At 39.3% G+C, this 23985-nt stretch carries 16 protein-coding genes, 10 tRNA genes and 1 pseudogene; 23 read left to right on the top strand and 4 right to left on the bottom strand.

Features of this window, described 5'->3' with window-relative positions; genetic code table 11:
• The 7 genes and pseudogenes from RF53_RS19155 to purF form a co-directional block, all read left to right on the top strand.
• Positions 1-3921 (top strand): annotated as a pseudogene (locus RF53_RS19155) (hypothetical protein); the annotation flags it as partial.
• 155 nt (positions 3922-4076) lie between these two features.
• Entirely contained in the window at positions 4077-4871 is a 795-nt protein-coding gene (gene truA, locus RF53_RS15015) for a tRNA pseudouridine(38-40) synthase TruA (protein ID WP_008128643.1), read from the top strand.
• Between the two features lie 150 nt (positions 4872-5021).
• Entirely contained in the window at positions 5022-5897 is an 876-nt protein-coding gene (gene accD, locus RF53_RS15010; RefSeq protein WP_008128641.1) for an acetyl-CoA carboxylase, carboxyltransferase subunit beta, read from the top strand.
• A 24-nt stretch (positions 5898-5921) separates the two neighbouring features.
• A complete protein-coding gene (folC, locus tag RF53_RS15005) occupies positions 5922-7187 on the top strand; it encodes a bifunctional tetrahydrofolate synthase/dihydrofolate synthase (RefSeq protein WP_039038138.1) in 1266 nt (421 codons plus the stop codon).
• Positions 7188-7198: 11 nt separating this feature from the next.
• Positions 7199-7888 (top strand): SPOR domain-containing protein, encoded by a 690-nt coding sequence (locus RF53_RS15000; RefSeq protein WP_039038137.1) that lies wholly within the window; start codon positions 7199-7201, stop codon positions 7886-7888.
• 184 nt (positions 7889-8072) lie between these two features.
• Positions 8073-8567 carry a CvpA family protein gene (locus tag RF53_RS14995; protein ID WP_006793890.1) on the top strand — a complete coding sequence of 165 codons (495 nt, stop codon included), beginning with the start codon at positions 8073-8075 and terminating at the stop codon, positions 8565-8567.
• A gap of 18 nt (positions 8568-8585) precedes the next feature.
• Positions 8586-10112, top strand: a complete 1527-nt coding sequence (gene purF, locus RF53_RS14990; protein WP_010557197.1) for an amidophosphoribosyltransferase — start codon at positions 8586-8588, stop codon at positions 10110-10112.
• A gap of 90 nt (positions 10113-10202) precedes the next feature.
• Here the strand turns inward: purF and RF53_RS14985 are convergent, their stop codons facing one another.
• Positions 10203-10802 carry a Yip1 family protein gene (locus RF53_RS14985; RefSeq protein ID WP_008128633.1) on the bottom strand — a complete coding sequence of 200 codons (600 nt, stop codon included), beginning with the start codon at positions 10800-10802 and terminating at the stop codon, positions 10203-10205.
• 205 nt (positions 10803-11007) lie between these two features.
• Between RF53_RS14985 and miaE the strand changes: the two genes are divergently transcribed.
• From miaE to RF53_RS14970, 3 genes are all read left to right on the top strand, one after another.
• The gene (gene miaE, locus RF53_RS14980) at positions 11008-11766 is read left to right on the top strand and encodes a tRNA isopentenyl-2-thiomethyl-A-37 hydroxylase MiaE (RefSeq protein ID WP_039038136.1); all 759 of its coding nucleotides are present in this window, start codon (positions 11008-11010) and stop codon (positions 11764-11766) included.
• A gap of 161 nt (positions 11767-11927) precedes the next feature.
• On the top strand, positions 11928-14153 hold the full coding sequence (locus tag RF53_RS14975) for an EAL domain-containing response regulator (protein ID WP_039038135.1): 2226 nt from the start codon (positions 11928-11930) through the stop codon (positions 14151-14153).
• Positions 14140-16053, top strand: a complete 1914-nt coding sequence (locus tag RF53_RS14970) for a sensor histidine kinase (protein WP_039038134.1) — start codon at positions 14140-14142, stop codon at positions 16051-16053. The genes RF53_RS14975 and RF53_RS14970 overlap by 14 nt, the downstream gene beginning before the upstream one ends.
• Positions 16054-16156: 103 nt before the next feature.
• On the opposite strand, the gene RF53_RS14965 is transcribed toward RF53_RS14970, so the two are convergent.
• Both RF53_RS14965 and RF53_RS14960 read right to left on the bottom strand, forming a co-directional pair.
• Positions 16157-16894: a UDP-2,3-diacylglucosamine diphosphatase gene (locus RF53_RS14965; protein WP_039038133.1), complete on the bottom strand. Its 738-nt coding sequence runs from the start codon at positions 16892-16894 to the stop codon at positions 16157-16159.
• Between the two features lie 89 nt (positions 16895-16983).
• Positions 16984-17475 (bottom strand): peptidylprolyl isomerase, encoded by a 492-nt coding sequence (locus tag RF53_RS14960; protein WP_039038132.1) that lies wholly within the window; start codon positions 17473-17475, stop codon positions 16984-16986.
• A 132-nt stretch (positions 17476-17607) separates the two neighbouring features.
• On the opposite strand from RF53_RS14960, the gene cysS reads away from it, so the two are divergent.
• Complete coding sequence (cysS, locus tag RF53_RS14955) at positions 17608-18987, top strand: cysteine--tRNA ligase (protein ID WP_039038131.1); 1380 nt, start codon at positions 17608-17610, stop codon at positions 18985-18987.
• Positions 18988-19049: 62 nt separating this feature from the next.
• On the opposite strand, the gene folD is transcribed toward cysS, so the two are convergent.
• Positions 19050-19904 carry a bifunctional methylenetetrahydrofolate dehydrogenase/methenyltetrahydrofolate cyclohydrolase FolD gene (gene folD, locus RF53_RS14950; RefSeq protein ID WP_008127813.1) on the bottom strand — a complete coding sequence of 285 codons (855 nt, stop codon included), beginning with the start codon at positions 19902-19904 and terminating at the stop codon, positions 19050-19052.
• Positions 19905-20252: 348 nt separating this feature from the next.
• Here folD and RF53_RS14945 point away from each other — a divergent pair.
• The 12 genes from RF53_RS14945 (at position 20253) to clpP (ending at position 23860) form a co-directional block, all read left to right on the top strand.
• Positions 20253-20329 (top strand) — tRNA-Pro (locus RF53_RS14945).
• Positions 20330-20387: 58 nt separating this feature from the next.
• Positions 20388-20464, top strand: a tRNA-Arg gene (locus RF53_RS14940).
• Positions 20465-20487: 23 nt separating this feature from the next.
• Positions 20488-20563 (top strand) — tRNA-His (locus RF53_RS14935).
• A gap of 13 nt (positions 20564-20576) precedes the next feature.
• Positions 20577-20653 (top strand) — tRNA-Pro (locus RF53_RS14930).
• Between the two features lie 70 nt (positions 20654-20723).
• Positions 20724-20800: transfer RNA gene (locus tag RF53_RS14925), tRNA-Pro, on the top strand.
• Positions 20801-20858: 58 nt separating this feature from the next.
• Positions 20859-20935: transfer RNA gene (locus RF53_RS14920), tRNA-Arg, on the top strand.
• Between the two features lie 23 nt (positions 20936-20958).
• Positions 20959-21034: transfer RNA gene (locus RF53_RS14915), tRNA-His, on the top strand.
• 13 nt (positions 21035-21047) lie between these two features.
• Positions 21048-21124 (top strand) — tRNA-Pro (locus RF53_RS14910).
• Positions 21125-21194: 70 nt separating this feature from the next.
• Positions 21195-21271 (top strand) — tRNA-Pro (locus tag RF53_RS14905).
• 70 nt (positions 21272-21341) lie between these two features.
• Positions 21342-21418 (top strand) — tRNA-Pro (locus tag RF53_RS14900).
• Positions 21419-21772: 354 nt separating this feature from the next.
• Positions 21773-23077, top strand: a complete 1305-nt coding sequence (tig, locus tag RF53_RS14895; RefSeq protein ID WP_008126620.1) for a trigger factor — start codon at positions 21773-21775, stop codon at positions 23075-23077.
• A gap of 165 nt (positions 23078-23242) precedes the next feature.
• Entirely contained in the window at positions 23243-23860 is a 618-nt protein-coding gene (gene clpP / locus RF53_RS14890; RefSeq protein ID WP_008126622.1) for an ATP-dependent Clp endopeptidase proteolytic subunit ClpP, read from the top strand.
• Positions 23861-23985 lie beyond the last annotated feature (125 nt).

The following is a 23985-nucleotide window of genomic DNA, read 5'->3' as shown; positions in this document are numbered from 1 at the left end:
ACAGAGTCGTTAGTTGAAGAAAGCGATGACTTTGATTTGGATGACATCGACAGCTTAATTGATGAAGCAGATGACGATTCAGCTAATGAAACGCTAACAGAGTCGTTAGTCGAAGAAAACGATGACATTGATACTGCTTTGGCCGGTTCTGTCGATGATTTAGCTGATGCACAAGAAGAGTTAAATGTTGATGATGTCGAATCTTTAGCTTCAGCTTTGATTGATGAATCTGAATTGGAGAATGAGTCTGAAGAAGAGCCTGAGCTTGCAGAAGAGCCTGAGCTTGAAGGTGAGCCAGAGCTTGTAGAGGAGCCCGAGCTTGTAGAGGTGCCAGAGCTTGCAGAAGAGCCTGAGCTTGAAGGTGAGCCAGAGCTTGCAGAAGAGCCTGAGCTTGTAGAGGAGCCCGAGCTTAAAGAAGAGCCAGAGCTTGCAGAAGAGCCAGAGCTTAAAGAAGAATCAGAGCTTGAAGAAGAGCCAGAGCTTGCAGAGGAGCCTGAGCTTGCAGAAGAGCCTGAGCTTGAAGAAGAGCCAGAGCTTGAAGAGGAGCCAGAGTTTGCAGAAGAGCCTGAGCTTGAAGAGGAGCCAGCACTTGAAGAAGAGCTAGAGCCTAATGAAGTGCTTGAAGACTTTGGGGCCGATGATTTTACAGACACATCAGACACGCTTTTAGATCCAGAAGATTTACTGGATGAATATAACGATGATGCGTTGCAAAGTGTAGACGAACTCTTAAATGAATTACAACAACCAGAAGACTCACAATACGTAGAAAGCCCTGATTGGACACTTGATGATCTGGACGATGAAATTGAAGAGGTTGAAGTTGATCTAGGTGATGATCCATTAGCAGAAGACACAGATTCTGATTTATCCCTTGAGGATGAATTACTAGAAACAGAATCAATAACGCCTAGTGAAGAGTTAGACGATTACCCTGAGTTAGAAATAGATGAAGATCAAGGGGCTGAAACGCAAGAGTCTACTAACAATGAAGGTGAAAATGTTGTTAGTCAAACAGAAAAAGATTTAGCTGACTCTATTTCTAAGGGCGCAGACTTGAGTAACTTTGACGAGGAACTTGATGATGAGCCCCATGCCACTGCTGATTTTGATGAAGCCCCAATAATTGATGACAATGAGCTATTGGCGGTAGGCGATGCTGAAGAATTCGCGACAAAAGAAGAGCATAATGAATTAGATGATGACGGAGAGTTTGCAAAAGATGTTTCAGATTTTTCGGGTAATGATATCGATGTGCTGGCTGATGAAGAACTTGATTCAGAACTATCACCAAGTCAAACAGAGCAAGAATTATCACAAGCGCTCTCATCAAATATTGATTTAGATAGCCTAGAAGATGACTTTGACGATGAGCCGTTAATCGATAGTGAGTTTGAACAGTCAGATTCTGGACTTGATACTAATTCAGAAAGTGAAGAACCACTACCAGAAATTACAGATGAAGCATTGTTATCGCAAGAGGACTTTGATGATTCACAGGTTGATTTAGCAGGGTTAGGCGCCGACTTAGAATTTGATTCTGTCAATGCAGAAGACTTTGAGGAGCTTGTTTCAGAGACGCCAGATGGTGATACTGATAACGACGAAGAGCTAGATGGATTAAATTTAGATGAAGTTGTTAGTGATACCACAATTGATGAAACTTTAGATGCAAGCCTAGAGCCAGAACTATCACCAAGTCAAACAGAGCAAGAACTATCGCAAGCGCTCTCATCAAATATTGATTTAGATAGCTTAGAAGATGATTTTGATGATGAGCCATTAATTGATAGCGAGTTCGATGAATCAAATTTAGAGCCTGAAATTAATGAAGAAGCCAACGTTTTAGTCCCAGAGGATACGGACGAAGATTCATTACTAGGCGCTGATTTAGAGTTTGATTCAGTGGGTGTCGAAGGTGTTGAAGAGCAAGTTTTAGAAACGCCCCAAAACGACATTGAGAGAACGGATACTAAAGAATTTGAACAAGATTTAGATGATGGCGGCAGTGCGATTGCTCAGGAAGTCGACATTGAGCATGAACCAGAATTATCACCAAGCCAAACAGAGCAAGAACTATCGCAAGCACTATCATCAAATTTTGATTTAGATAGCCTAGAGGATGACTTTGATAATGAACCATTAATTGATAATGAGTTTGATGAATCAGAGTTAGTGCTAGAAGCTAATGACGAGACTGAAGTATCAGCGCCTGAAGCTACTGATGAAAGCCAAATTTTAGACGAAAACCTTGAATATTCACAAAACGATTTAGCAGAAACAGGTGTTGATTTAGAACTTGATCCTTTACCTGTTGAAATAGATGAGTTGCCAGTTTCAGATGATGACGTCAATAGCGCTGATTTACCTAATAGCGTAGAGTTTGAATCATCTGATTTAGGCATTGAGCAAACTGTTGATGATGAACTAGATGAACTAGATGAACTAGATGAACTAGATGAACTAGATGAACTAGATGAACTAGATGAACTAGATGAACTAGATGAACTAGATGAACTAGATGAACTAGATGAACTAGATGAACTAGATGAACTAGATGAACTAGATGAACTAGATGAACTAGATGAACTAGATGAACTAGATGAACTAGATGAACTAGATGAACTAGATGAACTAGATGAACTAGATGAACTAGATGAACTAGATGAACTAGATGAACTAGATGAACTAGATGAACTAGATGAACTAGATGAACTAGATGAACTAGATGAACTAGATGAACTAGATGAACTAGATGAACTAGATGAACTAGATGAACTAGATGAACTAGATGAACTAGATGAACTAGATGAACTAGATGAACTAGATGAACTAGATGAACTAGATGAACTAGATGAACTAGATGAACTAGATGAACTAGATGAACTAGATGCTGAGCTTGAAATCAATGACAAGGTTGAAGGAGCAATTGCTCAAGTTAACGATGATGCTGTTTCATCAGAAGAAGTTGAAGAGCTACTTCCTAATAGACCGAATAATGGTGCTGATTTCTCAGGTTCAGGTGAAGATAATAGTGAAATAACCAGTGGCGATGCGTTAACTCCAGAGCTAAATAACAACGAAACTGATAATCAAAATTCAGCTGAAGATGATATAGACAGCGCGGGAACTAACTTTAATGACGACCTGTTAATTGATGAATTTAATGAACTAGATGGTGAGCTCGACAATCTTAACGACTTAAACGATGACACACTTGATGATTTACTCACAGAGTCGAATAACGCTGATGCGGACTATTTAGCGCCTGATAGCAGCGTTGGGCTAGACAATCCAGCATTTATAAGTGAATCGGACGATGAAATAAATGAACAAACTAATGTTGATCGTGAAGCTGAACTAACTCAAGTTGACTCTCAGGGTGATACTAACCTTGTATCAGATGAAGCACTTGATGATGAATTTATGGCTGATTTAAGTGAAACCGATTTCGATTCATTGCTCAATGAGTTAGCCGCTCCCGATGAACTTGCTATAGAAGATAGCAGCGAGTTTGATGTTGACTTTGATTCTTTATTGAAAGAAGACTTAGTTGATGAAGAAGTCTTCAATCATAAAGAGCCAGTCCCTGAAGACGCAAAACCTTTAGGTGAAGACGATTTTGTAGATATTGACTCATTACTTGAGCAAAGTGACGATGCTGAACTTGAGCATGAGCCTTACAATGACGTAAACATAGACTTAGGTTTAAGTGAGTTTGATGCATTGCTTGCTGGTGATAATCCAACAGACGTTGATGCTGAGAGTGGAGGTTATTCCGCTAAGTTAGACTTAGCACGTGCCTATATTGAAATCGATGACTTCGATTCCGCGCTTAAAGTGATTGAAGACGTAATAGCAAAAGGGCCTGAAGAAGTTCAAGAAGAAGCGCTTAGTTTGCAAGCAAAATTACAACAATAGCTTTTGTGTTAATTTAAATACGATAAACCCATAATTGGTGATGCTGATTATGGGTTTTTTATTGTTTTTATATGATTACATCACGGTCGCTTTTATTGCGCCGCGAGATAGCATAAAATGCGCCGTTAATTAGTACAGTAGGTAAAACGATAAATATGCGAGTAGCACTTGGGGTTGAATATAATGGCGCACGTTATAGTGGTTGGCAGCGTCAATCGCACGTAAATAGCGTACAACAAGAAGTAGAAAAGGCGCTGTCGAGTATCTGTAACCACCCAGTTGAAATTGTGTGTGCAGGGCGAACTGACGCAGGAGTGCATGGAACAGGCCAAGTTGTTCATTTTGAAACCAATGCATCTCGTGAAATGGTCGCGTTTACTATGGGTATGAACACTTTGCTACCTAAAGATATTGCTATTCGATTTGCTCAACCTGTTGCAGAAGACTTTCATGCACGTTTTAGTGCAACCGCAAGAAGGTATCGCTACGTTATTTATAACTATCCATACCGTGGAGCTGTTATGAACGAGGGTGTTACTCATTTCCATCACAAGCTAGATGAAAAGGTAATGCAAGAGGCGTGTCAGCATTTAATTGGTGAGCATGACTTTACATCATTCAGAGCATTACACTGCCAAGCTAATACCGCTAAACGTACAATTCATCACTTATCTGTTCAGCGCCAAGGTGATTACGTTGTAATTGATATTAAGGCGAATGCATTTTTGCATCATATGGTGCGCAATATAACCGGTTGCTTAATGGATATTGGCTTACACAAGCACCAACCTGTATGGCTAAAAGAGCTATTAGATTTAAAAGAGCGTGCAAAAGCGAGTGCAACAGCTAAAGCCGCTGGTTTGTATTTAGTCGATGTTGATTACCCAGAGCAGTTTAATATTCCTAAAACCCCACTAGGGCCATTATTTTTACCTGATGTTGATATTTAGTTAGAATTATTAATCGCTAAATTTAATTTCCTCTAACTACTAAGACCAGTTTTTTATACCGTGTTTGTGTAATTCATGTTTTAATTGAAAAAATCTGTCTGCTACTTATTAGCAGACTCGCGACACAGAACAGCATTAAGAGAGTTGCAAATGAGTTGGTTAGAAAAAATCTTACCTAAAACGACTAAGTCGTCAGGTCGTAAAGAAATTCCAGAAGGCGTTTGGGCTAAATGTACAGCTTGCGATTCAATTTTATATAAAGCTGAACTAGAAAAATCATTAAACGTATGTCCTAAATGCGACCATCACATGCGTGTGAGCGGCCGTAAACGTTTAGAGCACTTTTTAGATGAAGGTGACCGCACGGAGCTTGGTACTGAGCACGAGCCTAAAGATGTATTAAAGTTTAAAGACTCTAAAAAATACTCAGACCGTATTAGCGCAGCCCAAAAATCAAGTGGCGAAAAAGACGCGCTAGTTGCAATGAAGGGCCGCTTAAAAGGCATTCCTGTTGCTGCGGTTGCTTTTGAATTCTCATTTATGGGTGGTTCAATGGCTTCGGTTGTTGGCGCACGGTTTGTTGATGCCGTAGACCAATGTTTAGAGCACAACATGCCATTAGTGTGCTTTTCTGCCTCAGGTGGTGCACGTATGCAAGAAGCACTTATGTCGCTTATGCAAATGGCCAAAACCAGTGCAGCACTTGCTAAAATGAGCGAAAAAGGATTGCCATTTATTTCGGTAATGACCGACCCAACAATGGGTGGTGTATCGGCTTCATTAGCAATGCTAGGTGATATTAACGTTGCTGAACCAAAAGCCTTAATTGGCTTTGCTGGCCCGCGAGTAATAGAACAAACAGTTCGCGAAACCTTACCAGAAGGTTTTCAGCGTAGTGAGTTTTTACTTGAGCACGGTGCAATAGACATGATTGTTGACCGCCGTGAAATGCGTGATACGTTAGCACGTGTGCTTGCTAAATTTATGAACTTGCCTTCTACCGAACAAGAGCATAGAGTAGCGTAAATTTAAGCTTTTCTGATTTATGCTATGACAAAAACAATCCCTAGCCAATCATCAAGCCTTGATGATTGGCTTTTTTATTTAGAAAGTGTTCACCCAGCCAACATTGCAATGGGCTTAGAGCGCGTTGCAGATGTTGCCAATAATATTGGTTTACTAAATACCCCCAGTAAAATAATTCTCATTGGTGGGACAAATGGCAAAGGGACTACCGCTCGCTGCTTAGAGTCGCTATTACTTGCGCAAGGTTACAGCGTAGGTACTTACGCCTCTCCTCATTTAATTCGATATAACGAACGTGTTCGCATAAATGGTCAAGAGCTTGATGATCAATACCATGTTGATGCCTTCAACATGCTAGAGCAAGGCAGGGGTAGCACACCGCTTACGTATTTTGAGTACGGTACGTTGGGGGCACTGGCTATTTTTAAGCGCTTTGAAGTAGATTATGTATTATTAGAAGTTGGCTTAGGCGGGCGTTTTGATGCAACAAATATAGTAACGCCATACGCAAGTGTGATTACAACCATCGATTTAGACCATAAAGAATACCTTGGCGATACCCGAGAGCTGGTGGCGTACGATAAAGCAGGTATATTCCGCAAAGATACCCCCGCTATCATTGGGGACTTAAGTATCCCGCTTACAATGATTGATTACGGTAACGAGATTAGTGCCAATATGACATTATCAGGCACTGACTTTATTTTTAAAGAGCACGACAAAACGTTTAATTGGCAGTTTGAAAAACATAACCTGACACTCAATAAGCCTGCAATACCCGCGCAAAATGCAGCGACTGCTCTAACAGTGCTAAGCGTTTTAAATTTATTACCCAATGTTGATGTAATAAAAAATTGCTTAGCTAACTTGGTGGTGGAAGGGCGTTTTGAACAATTAAGCACAGAGCCATTGGTATTTACAGACGTCGCTCACAATCCAGAATCAGCTCGCTATTTAGCCAATAAGTTATTAAGCTACAAAGATAAAGGCTTTAAAGTTCACGCATTAGCCGCTATGCTTGCTGATAAAGATAAAGCAGCTGTGCTCAAAGAGCTAGCCCATCTTGTTGATGATTGGTTTCTTGCTAGCTTAGGTGGCCCTCGTGGTGATAGTGCTAACAACTTAAAAGAAGCCCTTCAAAGCGTATCTACTCACGACAAGGTACAAAGCTTTGAAAGCGTTGAGCGAGCACTGAGTGTTATTTTACCTAAGCAGCAAGACAATGTTATTTTAATTGTATTTGGTTCATTTTTTACAGTAGCAGATGCTATTAATTATTTTAAAAAATAGAGAGGATATCGGTGAACTCAAGTTTTATAAATCGCTTAGTTGGTACAAGTATTGTGGTGATCGCAGCGATTGTGTTTATCCCAAACATACTTGATGGCGAAAAAGTGCATTACAAGGAAGGCTTTAAAGCGATCCCAGAGCGACCTGAGTTCAAAACGATTGACTTGCAAGACTCAATTAATGATCAAGTAGCTATAGCTGAGCCGTTAAAGCAAGATAACATTGAAGATATTTCTCCTGATGATGACGTTTTAGAGCAAGACGATACTATTTCACAAAGCAACTTTGCTAGCGAAGAGAAAATAGTTGAAGCGTCAGTTATACCTAAAGCTACAAAAACTGATATTGCTGAACAGCAAGTTGCTAAAGCGAAAGAAGAGACTAAGGTTCCCGAAAAAGTAGTTAAAGAGGCACCTAAGCCTATTACGCCGCGTAAAAGTGATGAAAACCTAACTGATATGGCCTATGTGGTGCAGTTAGGTAGTTTTTCTCATGCTGCAAATGTTAAAGCATTACAGGCTAAATTAACTTCAAAAGGGTTTAATACGTTTACTAAACCTATAAAAACACCCAACGGAACGCTAACAAAAGTATTTGTTGGTCCGTCACTTGATAAAACTGAGTTGGAAAAGCAATTACCAGAACTTAAAAAGCTTACTAAGCTTAACGGTAAAATAACCCAATACGAAGTAACTAACTAATTAAAAAGGCCTTAAACAATAAGGCCTTTTTCTTTGATGTTACACAATTACTTAGGCCAATTTATTAACTGTCAAAATGTTAATTAAATGTTTCAGGCTGGCTGCGGTTATCTCCCGTTTAAACTTGCATACTGAGGATGTTTGGGTATAGAATGCGCCCCAAAATAGCGACTAATTGGTTATTATGATCTGGGTTGATTACGCCATTCTTGGCATCATTGCACTGTCTACCATCATCGGTTTAATACGCGGCTTTGTAAAAGAAGCTATGTCATTAGCGGTATGGGCAGGCGCGTTTATCATCTCAAGTTTATTTTACCAATATTTAGCTTCCTTCCTAACAAGCATTTCTGAACCCCTTTTAAGAAATGCGGCGGCCATTGCCATACTCTTCTTTGCGACGCTCCTGTTAGGCGGTTTACTAAACTATATTTTAGGTCAGCTTGTACTTCGTACTGGCTTATCGGGTACTGATCGTGTCTTTGGCATAGTGTTTGGTGCTCTACGAGGCGTGTTGGTCGTGAGCGCGTTACTCTTCTTTCTTGATGCTTTTACTGGTGCACCTAATACGCACTGGTGGGGTAATTCTATTTTGATTCCAGAATTTGGCTTTGTTGTTGAATGGTTTTTTTCGTACCTCGAAAACAACTCCAGCTTTTTAAATTCAGTAAACCGTTAATCGGCGAGGATAAATTACATGTGTGGTATCGTTGGAATAGTCGGAACGTCTCCTGTGAATCAGGCGATATATGATGGCTTAACTGTTTTGCAGCATCGTGGGCAAGACGCCGCGGGAATAATTACCATTGAAAATAATACGTTTAGCTTACGTAAAGCAAACGGCCTAGTGAAAGATGTATTTCACACACGTCACATGAAACGACTACAAGGTACCATTGGTATTGGCCATGTACGTTATCCAACAGCAGGCTCTTCTAGTTCATCTGAGGCACAGCCTTTTTATGTAAACTCACCATTTGGTATCGCCCTTGCGCATAATGGAAACCTTACAAATGCTGAAGAACTAAAAGAACAGTTATTTTCAGAAGCACGTCGACATGTTAATACAACGTCTGACTCTGAGATATTGCTTAATATTATGGCGCATGAGCTTAGTCGCTCAGACAAGTTACACCTAGACCCTGAAGATGTGTTTACAGCCGTTGCTGAGGTAAACAAAAAAGTAACGGGTGGCTATGCAGCCATTGCTATGATTATCGGTCACGGCGTTGTAGCGTTTCGTGATCCTAACGGTATTCGCCCTCTTGTTTTTGGTAAACGCGAGACTGAAAAAGGCACAGAGTACATGTTTGCCTCAGAAAGTGTAGCACTAAAACCTGATGGCTTTGAGTTTATTCGCGATGTAGCCCCAGGTGAAGCTATTTTTGTGACTGAAGATGGACAGTTCCACTCATTAAATTGTGCAGATAAAGTGTCTTACTCGCCTTGTATTTTTGAATTTGTTTATTTTGCTCGTCCAGACTCAACAATAGACAGAATGTCGGTTTATGCAACACGCGTAAACATGGGTACCAAACTGGGTGAAAAAATAGCACGTGAGTGGGCAGATAAAGACATTGATGTTGTCATTCCTATTCCAGAAACTTCGTGTGATGTCGCGCTTGAAATTGCTCGTGTACTTGATTTACCGTACCGCCAAGGCTTTGTTAAAAATCGTTACATTGGCCGTACGTTTATCATGCCTGGTCAAGAAATGCGTAAAAAGTCAGTACGTCAAAAGCTAAACGCAATTGATCGTGAATTTAAAGGTAAAAATGTATTACTTGTTGACGATTCAATAGTGCGCGGTACTACATCTGCGCAAATTGTGGAAATGGCGCGAGAGTCTGGTGCTAAAAATGTATATTTTGCCTCAGCAGCTCCTGAAATACGCTTTCCAAATGTTTATGGTATAGATATGCCATCGGCAGCTGAACTTATTGCGCATGGCCGTGAGGTTGAAGATATAAACGCAAGTATTGGTTCTGACGGATTGATTTTTCAGTCATTAACAGATTTAATGGCCGCTGTAAGCCAAGAAAATCCAGAAATAACTCAATTTGAAACTTCTGTGTTTGACGGGCAATATATAACAGGCGACATAGATCAAAACTATTTAAACCGAATAGATAAACTGAGAAACGATACAGCTAAAAGCACACGCGAAACAGCGATGTCATCAGGGTTAGAAATACATAACCAAGAAGAAAACGAGACTGATTAATACTTTCGAGTATTTTTTATTTTAGAAAAGGAGCTAATTAGCTCCTTTTTTGTTGGTTGAATATTACTTAATCGAGTTACTTAAAATTTATTATGTGAACATGGGGCTTACAATGCCATTTGTCCAAAGAATCGCAGTGGCAGCTAATATGATGACTAGTAGGATAAGCCCACAAGTAACGACCGAGCTTGCATAAATAAAACCACGTTCTTCAGGTATGTGCATGAGTATAGGTACTCCGGTATAAAGTAAATAAACCGAGTAGGCTAGTGCAACAATACCAGCACATACAACAAACCAAAGCACAGGCCAAAAAGCGGCAAGCGCAGACATAAATACCGGTGTTGCTGTGTAAGCCGCTAGTTCAAGCGTTTGAGTAAATGTGGGTTTAGAGCCAAAAGTAACGGCCATCCAATGGGCTAAATAGGCAAGTGCAAATACACCTATAATTAAAGCTACATACATGGCTATAGCTATTAACAGCGCGCTCTCATGTGTTAAAAATACTAGACCACCAGTGCCAATGCTCCAGCCCAAGTAAACAGACGAGTAATACCCCATTGTTGATGGAAACAAAGCAATAAGTAAAATGTGTGACAAGCTATAGGTCAAGCTTTCGTGTCGGTTATCAATTGTTTGCCACTCTTCAAGTGGGTGAGCGTATAAGCCCCATAGGTGGTTTAATATCATACTGTGTACTCCGTTTAGGAAGGTATTATTGTTTTTGTTGTAGTGTATTATTTATACAGTTCATTTACAGTTATGGGCCACATAGTGTACAAAGTCAAGTTAACTAATTTTTAACAAATAAATGAAGCTGGCTTTGATTTAATCAAACCGTGAATTCGTGTTAAAATACAGGTTCTTTAATTTTAATTAGCAACGAGTATCAAACGTGTCACATAGCCAGCTGTTAGAGCCTATTCATGATTTTTTATTGTGCAAAACACCGACTCAGTGGGTAGATAAAGCAATCAAAAAAGAAAATCTGTCAGTTATTTTAATAGATCACTTAATTTGTGAGTTAAAAGCAGCTCAGTCAGCAATGTTTTTAATTCGTAAGTATGCAGTAGATAAAGAAAGCGGTGATGCACTTTTAGCTTGGCTTAAACCATTCGAAACACTTATTTATAAACGTGAAGGTAACTGGCGTGATTTAGCAGCAAAAAACAAGCTTACTAAATCAATCATTTCCAAGTCTAACTCTCCTTACGGGCAAGACTTAATTGACAAAATGGTGTTGCTCATAAAAGAAGAGTTACATCACTTTTACCAAGTTTTAGAAATAATGGATGAGTGTGGTGTAGAGTACCAAAGTATTACACCATGTCGTTACGCTAAAGGGATGTTACGAAATGTAAAAACATTCGAGCCAAATGCACTTGTCGACAAATTAATTGTAGGTGCTTACATTGAGGCACGCTCGTGTGAGCGTTTTGCAAAGTTGGCGCCCCATGTAGATAAACGTCTAGGTGATTTTTATATTTCGCTACTGCGCTCAGAGGCACGTCATTATCAAGATTATCTAGCCTTGGCGCAAGAAATTGCCGATTTTGATATTACGCAAAGGGTTAAGGAATTTGGTGAAATTGAAGCTGAACTTATTGTATCGGCAGATGAAGACTTCAAATTTCATAGTGGTACTCCAGCATAATCCCCCCAGTGCTTTATTTTTTGCATAACTGATGAGATAAAGCACTAAAAATTAGACCAAACTTAAATCGCCTTCTACTATATATAGTAAATAGTTACATACAAATTTATGAACTATATCTATTAAATTTAGTTGTATATTTTTTATATAGGCGGTGTAGGATGTCCGATAGCAACAGTTTGTTTGTATTTGATGAGGAGCGTGAAGAAGACAGCTCAACAATAAAAAAAATAAAAGTGCTCACTGTTGAGGACGATATAAATTATCAGCATGCTCTAACCAATAGCTTAAAAGAAATGAGACCAGAGGATAATTGTGAAATAGAAGTTCTCACAGCTAACTCGGTTTCACAAGCAGCTTTAGTGCTCAGTTTACATCATGATATTGCACTCACCTTTATAGATGTTGTTATGGAAGATGATGACTCAGGCCTCAGGCTTGTAAGTACTATAAGAGAGGTGATTGGTAACGCAGACATGCGTATTGTTTTACTTACAGGTCAACCGGGTTTTGCTCCCGAACAGCAAATAATGAAAACGCTTGATATAGACGAGTATTGGAATAAATCAGACGTCTCTGCTGAAAAATTACAATCTATTGTTACAAGCAACTTACGCACTTGGAAATACATTTCACAAATATCTTCAGCCAGAAAAGGTCTTCAACTTGTTTTAGATGCTTCAAGAAGCATAAACAGTAAACACGATATGGGATCTTTCTCTAAAGCTGTTTTAGAAGAAATCAGTAATATTTTAAACGTCACTGAGGGAGGAGGGATTATGTGCTCTACTCAAAGTGATGGCGAAATTATCAGAGCGCATATTTCGACAGCTAATGGTTGTTTTGATGGGTTTGAAGGAAAGCTTATTGACGATAGGGTTTTGCTTCCACAAATCTACAGTGATTTTGAGCGAGCTTTAGATGAAAAAAGGCACGTTTTTTCTGAACACCACACGGTATTTTATTTTTGTAACAAAGAAATAGCTGGGGAAAGCTATATAACGATTGTTCAGTCGGACAATGAGATATCAGAGCAAAATGAATATTTATTAAAAGTATTCAGTGAAAATGTAAGCACAGGCTTTAGTAATATAGCACTGCTTAACAAGCTTACTGAACTTGCATATACCGATGTGTCGTTAAACATGCACAATCGTAACTGGCTCACTCGTGAAATAAAAAATATGAACCTGCACGAGCAGTACCAAACACGTTTGTTAGTTTTTGAAGTTGAGCAATTTGAAGAAAAAGCTTTTTCGTTTGGTCACGATTTTTGTCAAAAGCTATTAAGAGAAGTTTATAAAAATTTAATGACTATTTTTGATGGTTATTCAGCGCGTATTGCCATTATTAATAACAGCAGCTTTGGATTACTTATAAACGCAAACTTCGATATAACTGACGAAATGATAGCTAGCCTAATAAGGCAAAAATGTATAATTACCTCTGTAAAACAATATGCTGATTTGAGAATTCTTGATTTAGCGCTAAGTTCTGTCTTAAATATTGTACCCGAAAAAATAATAAGTATTGCTGAGTCTAGCTTAAGTGATAGCCATAATGCATCGTTAAAATACATCAAGCATACCCAAGAAAAAACAGAAGCATTAACTAACCGATATAGTTTAATGGCCCGATTAAGAAGAGTAATTGGTGCTGGTACTTTACAAGTAGCCTTACAGCCGAAAATGGACTTGGCAACGTTAACCCCTGTCGGTTTTGAAGCTTTGGCTCGTTGGCAACTAGAAGACGGAAGTTTTGTAAGCCCAGAAGTATTTATTGAACTTGCTGAAACAGCTGGTTTAATTAGTGAATTAGACAGCGTTATTTTCGATAAGATAATTTCGACCATTCATAAATTAAGTGATATAGGCGTAAATCTGCCTATTGCTTTTAATGCATCTGCCTTTGATTTGGTTGACCCTGATTACTGCAAAAAAATCCTTCATAAGTTAAAAGATGCCAATATACTTCCAGAAATGCTTGAGCTAGAGATTACTGAGACCCAAGCGATCAGTAATTACGACTTAATTAGAGAGTCGTTAGATAAATTTATGGCGCTGGGTATTAAAGTAAGCATTGATGACTTTGGAACAGGTTATTCATCTATTTCACACATAACTGAGATACCTGCAAATATTTTAAAAATAGATAGATGTTTTTTAACTGATATTGAGCGGAATGCTAATAACCAATACATCCTAGAAATGATTGTAAACTTAGCCAAACGATTTGATTTTTCGATTATTGTTGAAGGTGTAGAAACACTAGAGCAGTGTGAATGGGTTAAAAAAATAGGTTGTGATGTAGCCCAAGGTTATTACTTTTCAAAACCGCTATTTTTTAAAGACTTAACAACATGGTTAAAGCAATATGGAAAAGTTTGATCATAGACTTTCTGTTAGTTTAAATAACAAACAAATATATATTAAAGCATTGTTTATTATGGTTGCTGCTGGCGTTATTAGTTTTTTAGTATATTGGCAAATTTACCAATCAAGGCTTGCGCTTGTTCAAGATTATCAAGACGACAAACTATCTCTAGTGCAGACAGAGTTTGTAAAAGAGCTAAGTAGTATAAAAAAACTAACACAAGTTTTAGCAGACAACAAAAACCTAAAAAGGGGCAATAAGCTCAGGTATATGTTTAGAGACCGAGAATCCATACGAAGCATAAATGATTACTTCGTTAATTTTGGGTTATTATCGCCTATCATTTCGCAAATTCGGTGGATTGATATTGTAGGAAACGAACGCTTTAGGGTCGACTTCAAAGATGGAGAAGCTAAAGTAATTGAGCAAAGTGAACTACAAAACAAAATATCGCGCTATTATTTTAGGCAAGGTATATCGATAGAGGCACCTGATTCGTTTTTATCAAGAATTGATTTAAATATGGAGTATGGTTCAATAGTTGAGCCATACGAACCCACCATTAGAGTTACTTATCGAACCAGCTCAAGCGAATATATAGTTGATGGCCTCATTATAATTAATTTTAACTTATCTGACTTTTTTCAGAAAATTAGAAATTACTCTTCTGAAAACGCTCAGATTAATATTGTAAACAAAGATGGATATTGGATTTTTAACAATGATAAATCTAAAGAGTGGGGGTTTATGCTTGGATTGCCAGAGCTAACAATTGCTACTTATAACCCATTGCTCTGGGAGTCTATGCAAAACCAACAAGAAAATACAGTAAGACATTTTGATTCAAACATTTATACATTAGACAAGCTTCCCGCTCTTTTTTCAAAAAGGCATAATGAAACCCTTAATGAAGTCATTTATATTTACATCAAAAGTAAAGATAAATTGATAAATAACATACGCTTTGCGGCGCTAGGTTATGCTGGTATTAGCGGTGTTATTCTTTTATTCATTGGTGGCTTTATTTTATACAGAGAATATTGCTATACAAAAGCACTAAAAGATTTATTTGACCAGTTACGCACTGAAAAGGTGGAGCTGGATTCTGTTAATAATCAACTTTCAAACACCATTAGGCAGCAGCAACTTTTGCAGGACAGCTTTGTTGAAGCGCAAAAACTATCTTCATTAGGTATGCTTGTAGCGGGTGTAGCTCATGAGATGAATACGCCTATAGGCGGTGCTATTATTTCTGTTACTAATGCAGAGTCGGTGATGAGCCGCCTCAATGAAGGTATAAAAACTGGCTTAACAAAGTCTCTGCTAGAGAACAGCGTATCAAGCTTAGACGATAATTTAGGCTTAGCCAGAGTAAATCTAGATAAAGCTGCTGTGCTTGTAAAAAGCTTTAAAAAAATGGCTATAGATAGAAATAATGAAGAGTTTATTGAATGTAATATTGAAACAATAATAAAAGAGTTGTTGATTACGCTGAACTCTCGATTAAAAACCTCAAAGGTTAAAATTAAAACCTTGTTTAATGATAGCTGCACGCTTAAAAGTCGCCCTGGGATTATTTCACAGGTTATTGAAAACCTAATAATGAATGCGCTTAACCACGCTTTTGAAGAAAATCAATCTGGAGAGATTGAAATTAAGGTTGAGAAAAATGATAAGGGTCACATTAATATTAGCGTATCAGATAGCGGATGCGGGATTAATCAGCAGCAGCAATCTGTTATTTTTGAGCCCTTTCATACATCAGCGCGCGGTAAAGGGAACATAGGGCTTGGGCTTTATATGGTTTCTCAATGGGTCACTAAAATTTTAAAAGGGCAATTGGTTTTAGAGTCTGATCCTCAATGGGAGGATAAATTTAAAACTCGATTTACAATTACGTTGCCTAAAAATTAAGTGAGTACCCACATTTAATTTTTAACGTATTATTTAAATGCTATATAGGGCTTTAAAGGGACTACACTTAGGGATTGAGGCTCTAAAAATGGCTTTATATAGCTCATTTAAATGGTGTGTTTATTAGCCTTTGTTCTTGAGGTGTAACAATTAAGTAGGAGCCTTGTTCATACCAGTCACCTAAAACAGTGCGTTTAAGCGTTTGTCCATTTAGTGAGTATGTATGAATATTTGGTCGATGCGTATGACCATGGATCATGTTAACAACTTTGTGCTTCGTAAATGTCGAAAGGACAGCATCATCAACAACGTCTAAAATTTCTATCGGTTTATCTGCTTGGCTAAGCTTACTTTTTTCACGGGCATTGCGAGCTATTTTTTTTCGGTACCATAATGGCATGGCAAGCATTAATTTTGGCCACCACCAACCGCGGCTTTTTTTACGAAATTTTTGATACTCAATATCTTGGGTACACATTTCATCCCCATGTAAAATAACAGTGGGGGTGCCGTAAAGGTCTATAACAGTTTGCTCATCTAACAGTGTCATACCTGCTAAATTTGCATAGTGTTCTCGCAGGATAAAGTCGCGATTACCATGAATAAAATAGACGGGAATACCTGAATCACTTATTGCTTTAAGCTTTGTAGCTACACTGCGCGCAAGTTCAGTGACGTAATCATCACCTACCCATACTTCAAAAAAGTCACCTAAAATGTAAAGCGCATCAACGTCTTGATTCAAAATGTTAGATTCTAAAAACTTAAAAAAAGCAGCGCTAATATCAGGCCTGTTTTCAGTTAAATGTAAATCAGCAATAAAATACGTTTTTTGAGTCATAGGGATATCTTTTCGATAAAAATAAAGCGGGCGCATGCATGTTGCAATGACACCCGCTGATACTCCACGTTATGTGGGTAAATGAACTATTAGCTAACGGTAACGCTTTCGATGGTCACATCTTCAAGAGGCACGTCTTGGTGAAAGCCATTACTCCCTGTAGCTACACCTTTAATTTTTTCTACAATATCCATGCCTTCAACTACTTCAGCAAACACACAGTAACCCCAGCCTTGAGATGTTTCGCTGCTGTGGTTTAAAAAATCGTTGTTGTTAACGTTAATAAAAAACTGTGCTGTAGCAGAGTGTGGATCTGGCGTGCGTGCCATAGCTAAAGTACCTACTTTATTAGATAGGCCGTTGTTAGCTTCGTTTTGAATAGGGTCGTTAACGTCTTTTTGTTCCATACCTGAAACAAAGCCACCACCTTGAACCATAAAGCCATCAATTACACGGTGAAAAATTGTACCGTTGTAAAAACCTGCGTTTGCATACTCTAAAAAGTTTTTTACTGTGTTTGGAGCTTCTTGCTCAAACATTTTAATGGTGATGTCACCAAAGTTTGTGTGTAGAACAACCATGAGCTTTCCTATATCTGGTTTAAATAGTCGCACTATTTTATCTTAGTTAGCTAAGATTAACAAAGCGCTAGAGCCCATGCTTTTCAAGTGGTAACATACATTTTCTTGATAATAGTGAAGGACACCAACTAAATGGTACAAATATACAACACACTCACGCGACAAAAAGAACAATTTAAACCTATGGTCGATGGTAAAATCGACCTGTATGTGTGTGGTATCACCATTTACGATTACTGTCATATCGGTCATGCGCGTACATTTGTTGGCTTTGACGTCATTGTTCGCTACCTTCGTCATATTGGTTACAATTTAAAATATGTGCGTAATATTACCGACGTTGACGACAAAATTATTAAACGTGCAAATGAAAATAAAGAGTCAATAAACGATTTAACGCTGCGCATGACCAAAGCCATGCATGAAGATTTCGATAGCCTAAACATGTTACGCCCGGATGTAGAACCGACAGTGACAGGGCACATGGGTGAAATTATTGAAATGGTTGAGCGTTTAATAGCTAAAGGGCATGCGTATGTTGCAGCTGATGGTGACGTGTTATTTGATGTATCAACGTTTGAGCAATACGGCGCGCTCTCTCAGCAAGATTTAACCATGCTTCAGTCAGGGTCACGTGTTGAAGTGGCACAAGATAAAGATGACCCATTGGACTTTGTTTTATGGAAAAAAGCCAAAGCTGGTGAGCCTTCATGGTCATCTCCATGGGGAGAAGGGCGCCCAGGTTGGCACATTGAATGTTCCGCTATGAGCTCAAAGCATTTAGGTGAACATTTTGATATTCATGGTGGGGGTTCTGATTTACAGTTTCCGCACCATGAAAATGAAATTGCGCAGTCATGCTGTGCCAATAATGGTGAGTATGTAAATACGTGGATCCACACCGGCATGGTACAAGTAAATAAAGAAAAAATGTCTAAATCGTTAGATAATTTTTTTACTGTTCGCGATGTGCTAAAAGAGTACGACCCTGAGTCGGTTCGTTACTTTTTAATATCAGGTCATTACCGCAGCCAACTTAATTACTCGCAAGAAAACTTAGACCAAGCGCGTTCATCGCTTGAGCGTATTTATACTGCTTTACGTGACGTTAAACCTATCGAGTGTGAGCTTGAGAGTAACGAGTTCGTTATTAAATTTAGAAAAGCAATGGATGATGATTTTAATACTCCAGAGGCTTTACCTGTTTTATTTGAGCTGGCAAAAGAGCTAAACCGCGTAAAAGAAAGCGATGCAATACAGGCGGGTCAACTTGCGTTTATATTACGTACTATTGGCGAAGTATTAGGCGTTGCACAACAAGCTCCAGAAGCGTTTTTACAAGGTGGACAAGACGATAATGAGGTTGCCACAATCGAAGCGTTAATTGTTAAACGTAATGATGCTCGTGCTAGTAAAAATTGGGCTGCGGCTGATGAAGCCCGTGATGCACTTAATGCTTTAGGTGTAATACTTGAAGACTCGGCGGGTAAGACAACGTGGCGTAAGGCTTAAAATTACTCGCTTGTAATAAAAAAGGGTTGCCGAATGGCAACCCTTTTTTATTTGAATTACATTCAGCTATGATATTTTTCGCATGCTTCTAATGTATTTTCAATTAAGCTGGCCACGGTCATTGGGCCAACCCCGCCAGGAACAGGAGTAATAAAGTGAGCTTTTTGCTCTGCAATGCTGTATTCAACGTCGCCTACTAGTTTACCTGTATCTAAACGGTTTATACCTACATCTATAACAATGGCACCTTCTTTTACCCAATCTCCAGGGATAAATTCAGGTTTGCCCACAGCTACAACCAGCAGGTCTGCGCGTCGCACATGGGTTTCTAAATCTTGTGTAAACTTATGGCACACAGTAGTCGTACAACCGGCCAGTAATAGCTCTAACGACATAGGGCGGCCCACAATATTTGATGCGCCAACCACAACCGCATGCATGCCTTTATAACGAACACCGGTAGAATCGAGTAAAGTAATAATCCCTTTTGGCGTACAAGGACGAAGCGCAGGCATACGCTGTGCTAAACGACCTATATTGTAAGGGTGAAAGCCATCAACGTCTTTGTGTGGTGTAATGCGTTCTAAAATTTTCTCTGCATCGAGTCCATCAGGTAAAGGTAACTGCACCAAAATGCCATCTACTTCTGCATCATTATTTAGCTCATCAATTAAACTTAAAAGAGCATCTTCTTTTGTGTCTGCAGGTAAATCAAATGATTTTGAAATAAAACCAACTTCTTCACAGGCTTTACGCTTTGAACCAACATAAACTTGGCTTGCTGGATCAAGTCCTACGAGGACTACTGCAAGTCCGGGGGCGCGTAATCCTTTAGAAACGCGTTCGCTTACGCGTTGTGCAACTGTACTACGTACTTGTTTTGCGATTGCTTTACCATCAATGATGTTTGCCGTCATGGTTGACCTTTAATTGGGGTTAATTAACTAGATACCGATACTTTAAAAATGAACGCATAATAAAAAGGGGCATATGCTTATAAAGAGAATAATAACTTTATTTTTTCATTTAATATTACCTAAGCTATTTTCGCAGAAAAGCATTGCAGCGCCAAGTTGCTTTTCATCTATATAGTACTAGAGTAATTAAATAGTTTAAATTTCAGTCTTCTATTATAATATTTAGCCATTGTGGGCTAAAAATGACCACTTGATTTGTTTTCTTAAAAAAACGTTTGACCTAACCCCGTCAAATCACTATTATGCACCCCGTTGTCAACGAGGTCACTCGTAGAGAATAGTAAATATCGGCGATTAGCGCAGTTTGGTAGCGCACTTGGTTTGGGTCCAAGGGGTCGCAGGTTCAAATCCTGCATCGCCGACCATTTTTTTATAATTTAATTATAATCGAATAGCTTATTGGTAAACTATGAAGTTTTCGATGCGCCCATAGCTCAGCTGGATAGAGCAACGCCCTTCTAAGGCGTCGGTCGAAGGTTCGAATCCTTCTGGGTGCGCCATTTGAAAACATGTAAATATAGCGGTGATTGTAGCTCAGTTGGTAGAGCCCCGGATTGTGATTCCGGTTGTCGTGGGTTCGAGCCCCATCAGTCACCCCATTTACAAGAATATCGGCGATTAGCGCAGTTTGGTAGCGCACTTGGTTTGGGTCCAAGGGGTCGCAGGTTCAAATCCTGCATCGCCGACCATTTTCTCAAAGTGGTTTTAAACGCCCTGTTTAATTGTTCAGTATGAAAAAAGAAGCTTAGCCTTCAATGTCGGCGATTAGCGCAGTTTGGTAGCGCACTTGGTTTGGGTCCAAGGGGTCGCAGGTTCAAATCCTGCATCGCCGACCATTTTTTTATAATTTAATTATAATCGAATAGCTTATTGGTAAACTATGAAGTTTTCGATGCGCCCATAGCTCAGCTGGATAGAGCAACGCCCTTCTAAGGCGTCGGTCGAAGGTTCGAATCCTTCTGGGTGCGCCATTTGAAAACATGTAAATATAGCGGTGATTGTAGCTCAGTTGGTAGAGCCCCGGATTGTGATTCCGGTTGTCGTGGGTTCGAGCCCCATCAGTCACCCCATTTACAAGAATATCGGCGATTAGCGCAGTTTGGTAGCGCACTTGGTTTGGGTCCAAGGGGTCGCAGGTTCAAATCCTGCATCGCCGACCATTTTCTCAAAGTGGTTTTAAACGCCCTGTTTAATTGTTCAGTATGAAAAAAGAAGCTTAGCCTTCAATATCGGCGATTAGCGCAGTTTGGTAGCGCACTTGGTTTGGGTCCAAGGGGTCGCAGGTTCAAATCCTGCATCGCCGACCATTTTCTCAAAGTGGTTTTAAACGCCCTGTTTAATTGTTCAGTATGAAAAAAGAAGCTTAGCCTTCAATGTCGGCGATTAGCGCAGTTTGGTAGCGCACTTGGTTTGGGTCCAAGGGGTCGCAGGTTCAAATCCTGCATCGCCGACCATTTTCTTATTTATAACTCCTCTGTATTTTTTATTCTATTTTTCTATCGCTATAAATAAAACTCACTTAAACCTCTGAAAACAACGGTTAGCCTGTTTTTTACTCGGTTAGGTGCTGTAGTACCCAATCTATTCCAAATAATTGCCCCCCATACTCGACTATCATAAATATTAGGTTATAATGCCGCGTCTATTGTTTAACATAGTGCCCTAAGGGCAAAGCAGCAATGGTATCTCATGGTAGCGACGGATGCTTTTAAGTGTGAAAAATCGCTTAAACTTTATCAAGACTCATGCAGATCACTTTGTTTGTAAGGAAGGCGAACAGTCGCCAAAATTGAATATTGAGGTAAATCATGCAAGTTTCTGTTGAGACGACCCAAGGCCTTGAGCGCCGTATAACTATCACCGTTCCTGCAGAGAACGTTGAGACCGAAGTAAAAAAACGCCTACAACAACTGTCAAAAACACAGCGTATAGATGGTTTCCGTGCTGGTAAGGTACCTGTATCTGTAATTAACAAGCGTTTTGGCGCTGCAGTTCGTCAAGAAGTTGCTGGCGAAGTAATGCAACGTAACTACATTGAAGCAATCGTTGCTGAAAAAATTAATCCTGCTGGCGCGCCTTCATTCGCTCCTAAATCACTTGAAGCAGGTAAAGATTTAGAATTCTCAGCTACATTTGAAGTTTATCCTGAAGTTGAAGTTCAAGGTTTAGACAAAATTGCTGTTGAAAAACCAGCGGTAACAGTAACTGACGAAGACTTAGCAAACATGCTAGAAACTCTTCGTAAGCAACACGCAGAATGGGCTGAAGTTGATACAGCTGCCGGCGAAAGTGACCGTGTAACAGTTGATTTCGTAGGTACTATCGACGGTGAAGTATTTGAAGGCGGTAAAGCTGATGACTTCCCATTAGAGCTTGGTCAAGGTCGTATGATCCCAGGTTTTGAAGATAACATCGTTGGTAAAAAAGCAGGCGAAGAAGTTGTTGCAGATGTAACATTCCCTGAAGATTACCATGCTGAAAACCTTAAAGGTAAAGCAGCTCAATTCACTATCACAGTGAAGAAAGTAGAAGCGCAAGAGCTTCCTGAATTAAGCGAAGAGTTTGCAACTAAATTCGGTGTTACCGAAGGCGGCGTAGACGCGCTTAAAGAAGAAGTTAAAAAGAACATGACGCGTGAACTTGACCAAGCGGTTAAAGCTAACGTTAAAGACCAAGCAATCAAAGGTCTTTTAGAAAACAACGAAATTGAAGTGCCAAAAGCACTTGTTGATCAAGAAGTTGACGCACTACGTCAGCAAGCAGCTCAACGTTTTGGCGGCGACGCTAAAAACATGCCTGAGCTTCCAGCTGAATTGTTCCATGAGCAAGCTGTAACACGCGTTAAAACTGGTCTTTTATTAGGCGAAGTAATCAAAGCTAACGACATTAAAGTTGATGATGCTAAAGTTGAAGCATTAATTGCAACAGTGGCTTCTGCATACGAAGATCCAACTGAAGTAGTAGAATACTACAAAGCAAATGATCAACTTATGCAACAAATGCGTAATGTTGCAATGGAAGAGCAAGCTGTTGAAGCTATTTTAGCTAAAGCAAATGTTTCAGACGTTGAAAAAGCATTTGATGACATCATGAATCCGCAGCAAGGTGCTTAATAAGTCATTGACTTAAGCTCTCGCTAACGATTAAATGGCTCGTGTTACACTGTTTAAACAGCGTGCCCGGGCCATTTTTAGTTTTTGGCTCTTAATTTGCGAAAAACGATAACTATGCTTCCTTATAATAAGGATAAGTATAAGCGCATAAGGAATTAAATAAGTATGAATACTGGTATTACAGATCCCCTAAATGCATTGGTCCCTATGGTTGTTGAGCAAACACCAAAAGGTGAGCGCTCGTATGATATTTATTCGCGACTTTTAAAAGAGCGTATTATTTTTTTAACAGGCCAAGTTGAAGACAACATGGCAAACCTAATTTTAGCGCAAATGCTATTTTTAGAATCAGAGAACCCTGATAAAGATATTTTCTTATACATAAATTCACCGGGCGGCTCAGTAACTGCTGGTATGGCAATTTACGACACAATGAACTTTATCAAACCTGATGTGAGTACTATTTGTGTAGGACAAGCAGCGAGCATGGGGGCATTTTTGCTTACCGCTGGTGCTAAAGGTAAACGTTTTTGCTTACCTAACTCACGTGTAATGATCCACCAACCTTTAGGTGGTTTCCAAGGTCAGGCGTCTGACTTTGAAATACACGCCAAAGAAATACTATCTATTAAAGATAAGCTAAATCGCTTAATGGCAGAACACACGGGTCAGCCGTTAGATGTGATTTCAAAAGATACTGATCGTGACAACTTCATGAGCGCTTCAGAAGCTGTAGAGTACGGCTTAGTTGACTCAGTATTTGCAAATCGCGATAAAAAGTAAGCGCTTGGTGAGCAGGGGACCTGTTAATCACTTTTAGTTACTATGCGAAAAACAATAAATTTTGTTATAGTTAAGCGTATTGAAATAGCCACCATAAATCTTGGTGGCCAACGTAATAAGATGAG

The sequence above is a fragment of the Pseudoalteromonas sp. ECSMB14103 genome (assembly GCF_000813065.1).
Classification (GTDB): Bacteria; Pseudomonadota; Gammaproteobacteria; order Enterobacterales; family Alteromonadaceae; genus Pseudoalteromonas; species Pseudoalteromonas marina.
This window is presented reverse-complemented; position numbering and strand designations above follow the sequence as displayed.

Coding starts and splice junctions, on each gene's coding strand:
- accD (WP_008128641.1), top strand. CDS start 5,022: ATGAGTTGGTTAGAAAAAATCTTACCTAAAACGACTAAGTCGTCAGGT.
- folC (WP_039038138.1), top strand. CDS start 5,922: ATGACAAAAACAATCCCTAGCCAATCATCAAGCCTTGATGATTGGCTT.
- RF53_RS14985 (WP_008128633.1), bottom strand. CDS start 10,802: ATGATATTAAACCACCTATGGGGCTTATACGCTCACCCACTTGAAGAG.
- RF53_RS14975 (WP_039038135.1), top strand. CDS start 11,928: ATGTCCGATAGCAACAGTTTGTTTGTATTTGATGAGGAGCGTGAAGAA.
- purF (WP_010557197.1), top strand. CDS start 8,586: ATGTGTGGTATCGTTGGAATAGTCGGAACGTCTCCTGTGAATCAGGCG.
- cysS (WP_039038131.1), top strand. CDS start 17,608: ATGGTACAAATATACAACACACTCACGCGACAAAAAGAACAATTTAAA.
- truA (WP_008128643.1), top strand. CDS start 4,077: ATGCGAGTAGCACTTGGGGTTGAATATAATGGCGCACGTTATAGTGGT.
- RF53_RS14960 (WP_039038132.1), bottom strand. CDS start 17,475: ATGGTTGTTCTACACACAAACTTTGGTGACATCACCATTAAAATGTTT.
- folD (WP_008127813.1), bottom strand. CDS start 19,904: ATGACGGCAAACATCATTGATGGTAAAGCAATCGCAAAACAAGTACGT.
- RF53_RS14970 (WP_039038134.1), top strand. CDS start 14,140: ATGGAAAAGTTTGATCATAGACTTTCTGTTAGTTTAAATAACAAACAA.
- RF53_RS14965 (WP_039038133.1), bottom strand. CDS start 16,894: ATGACTCAAAAAACGTATTTTATTGCTGATTTACATTTAACTGAAAAC.
- clpP (WP_008126622.1), top strand. CDS start 23,243: ATGAATACTGGTATTACAGATCCCCTAAATGCATTGGTCCCTATGGTT.
- tig (WP_008126620.1), top strand. CDS start 21,773: ATGCAAGTTTCTGTTGAGACGACCCAAGGCCTTGAGCGCCGTATAACT.
- RF53_RS14995 (WP_006793890.1), top strand. CDS start 8,073: ATGATCTGGGTTGATTACGCCATTCTTGGCATCATTGCACTGTCTACC.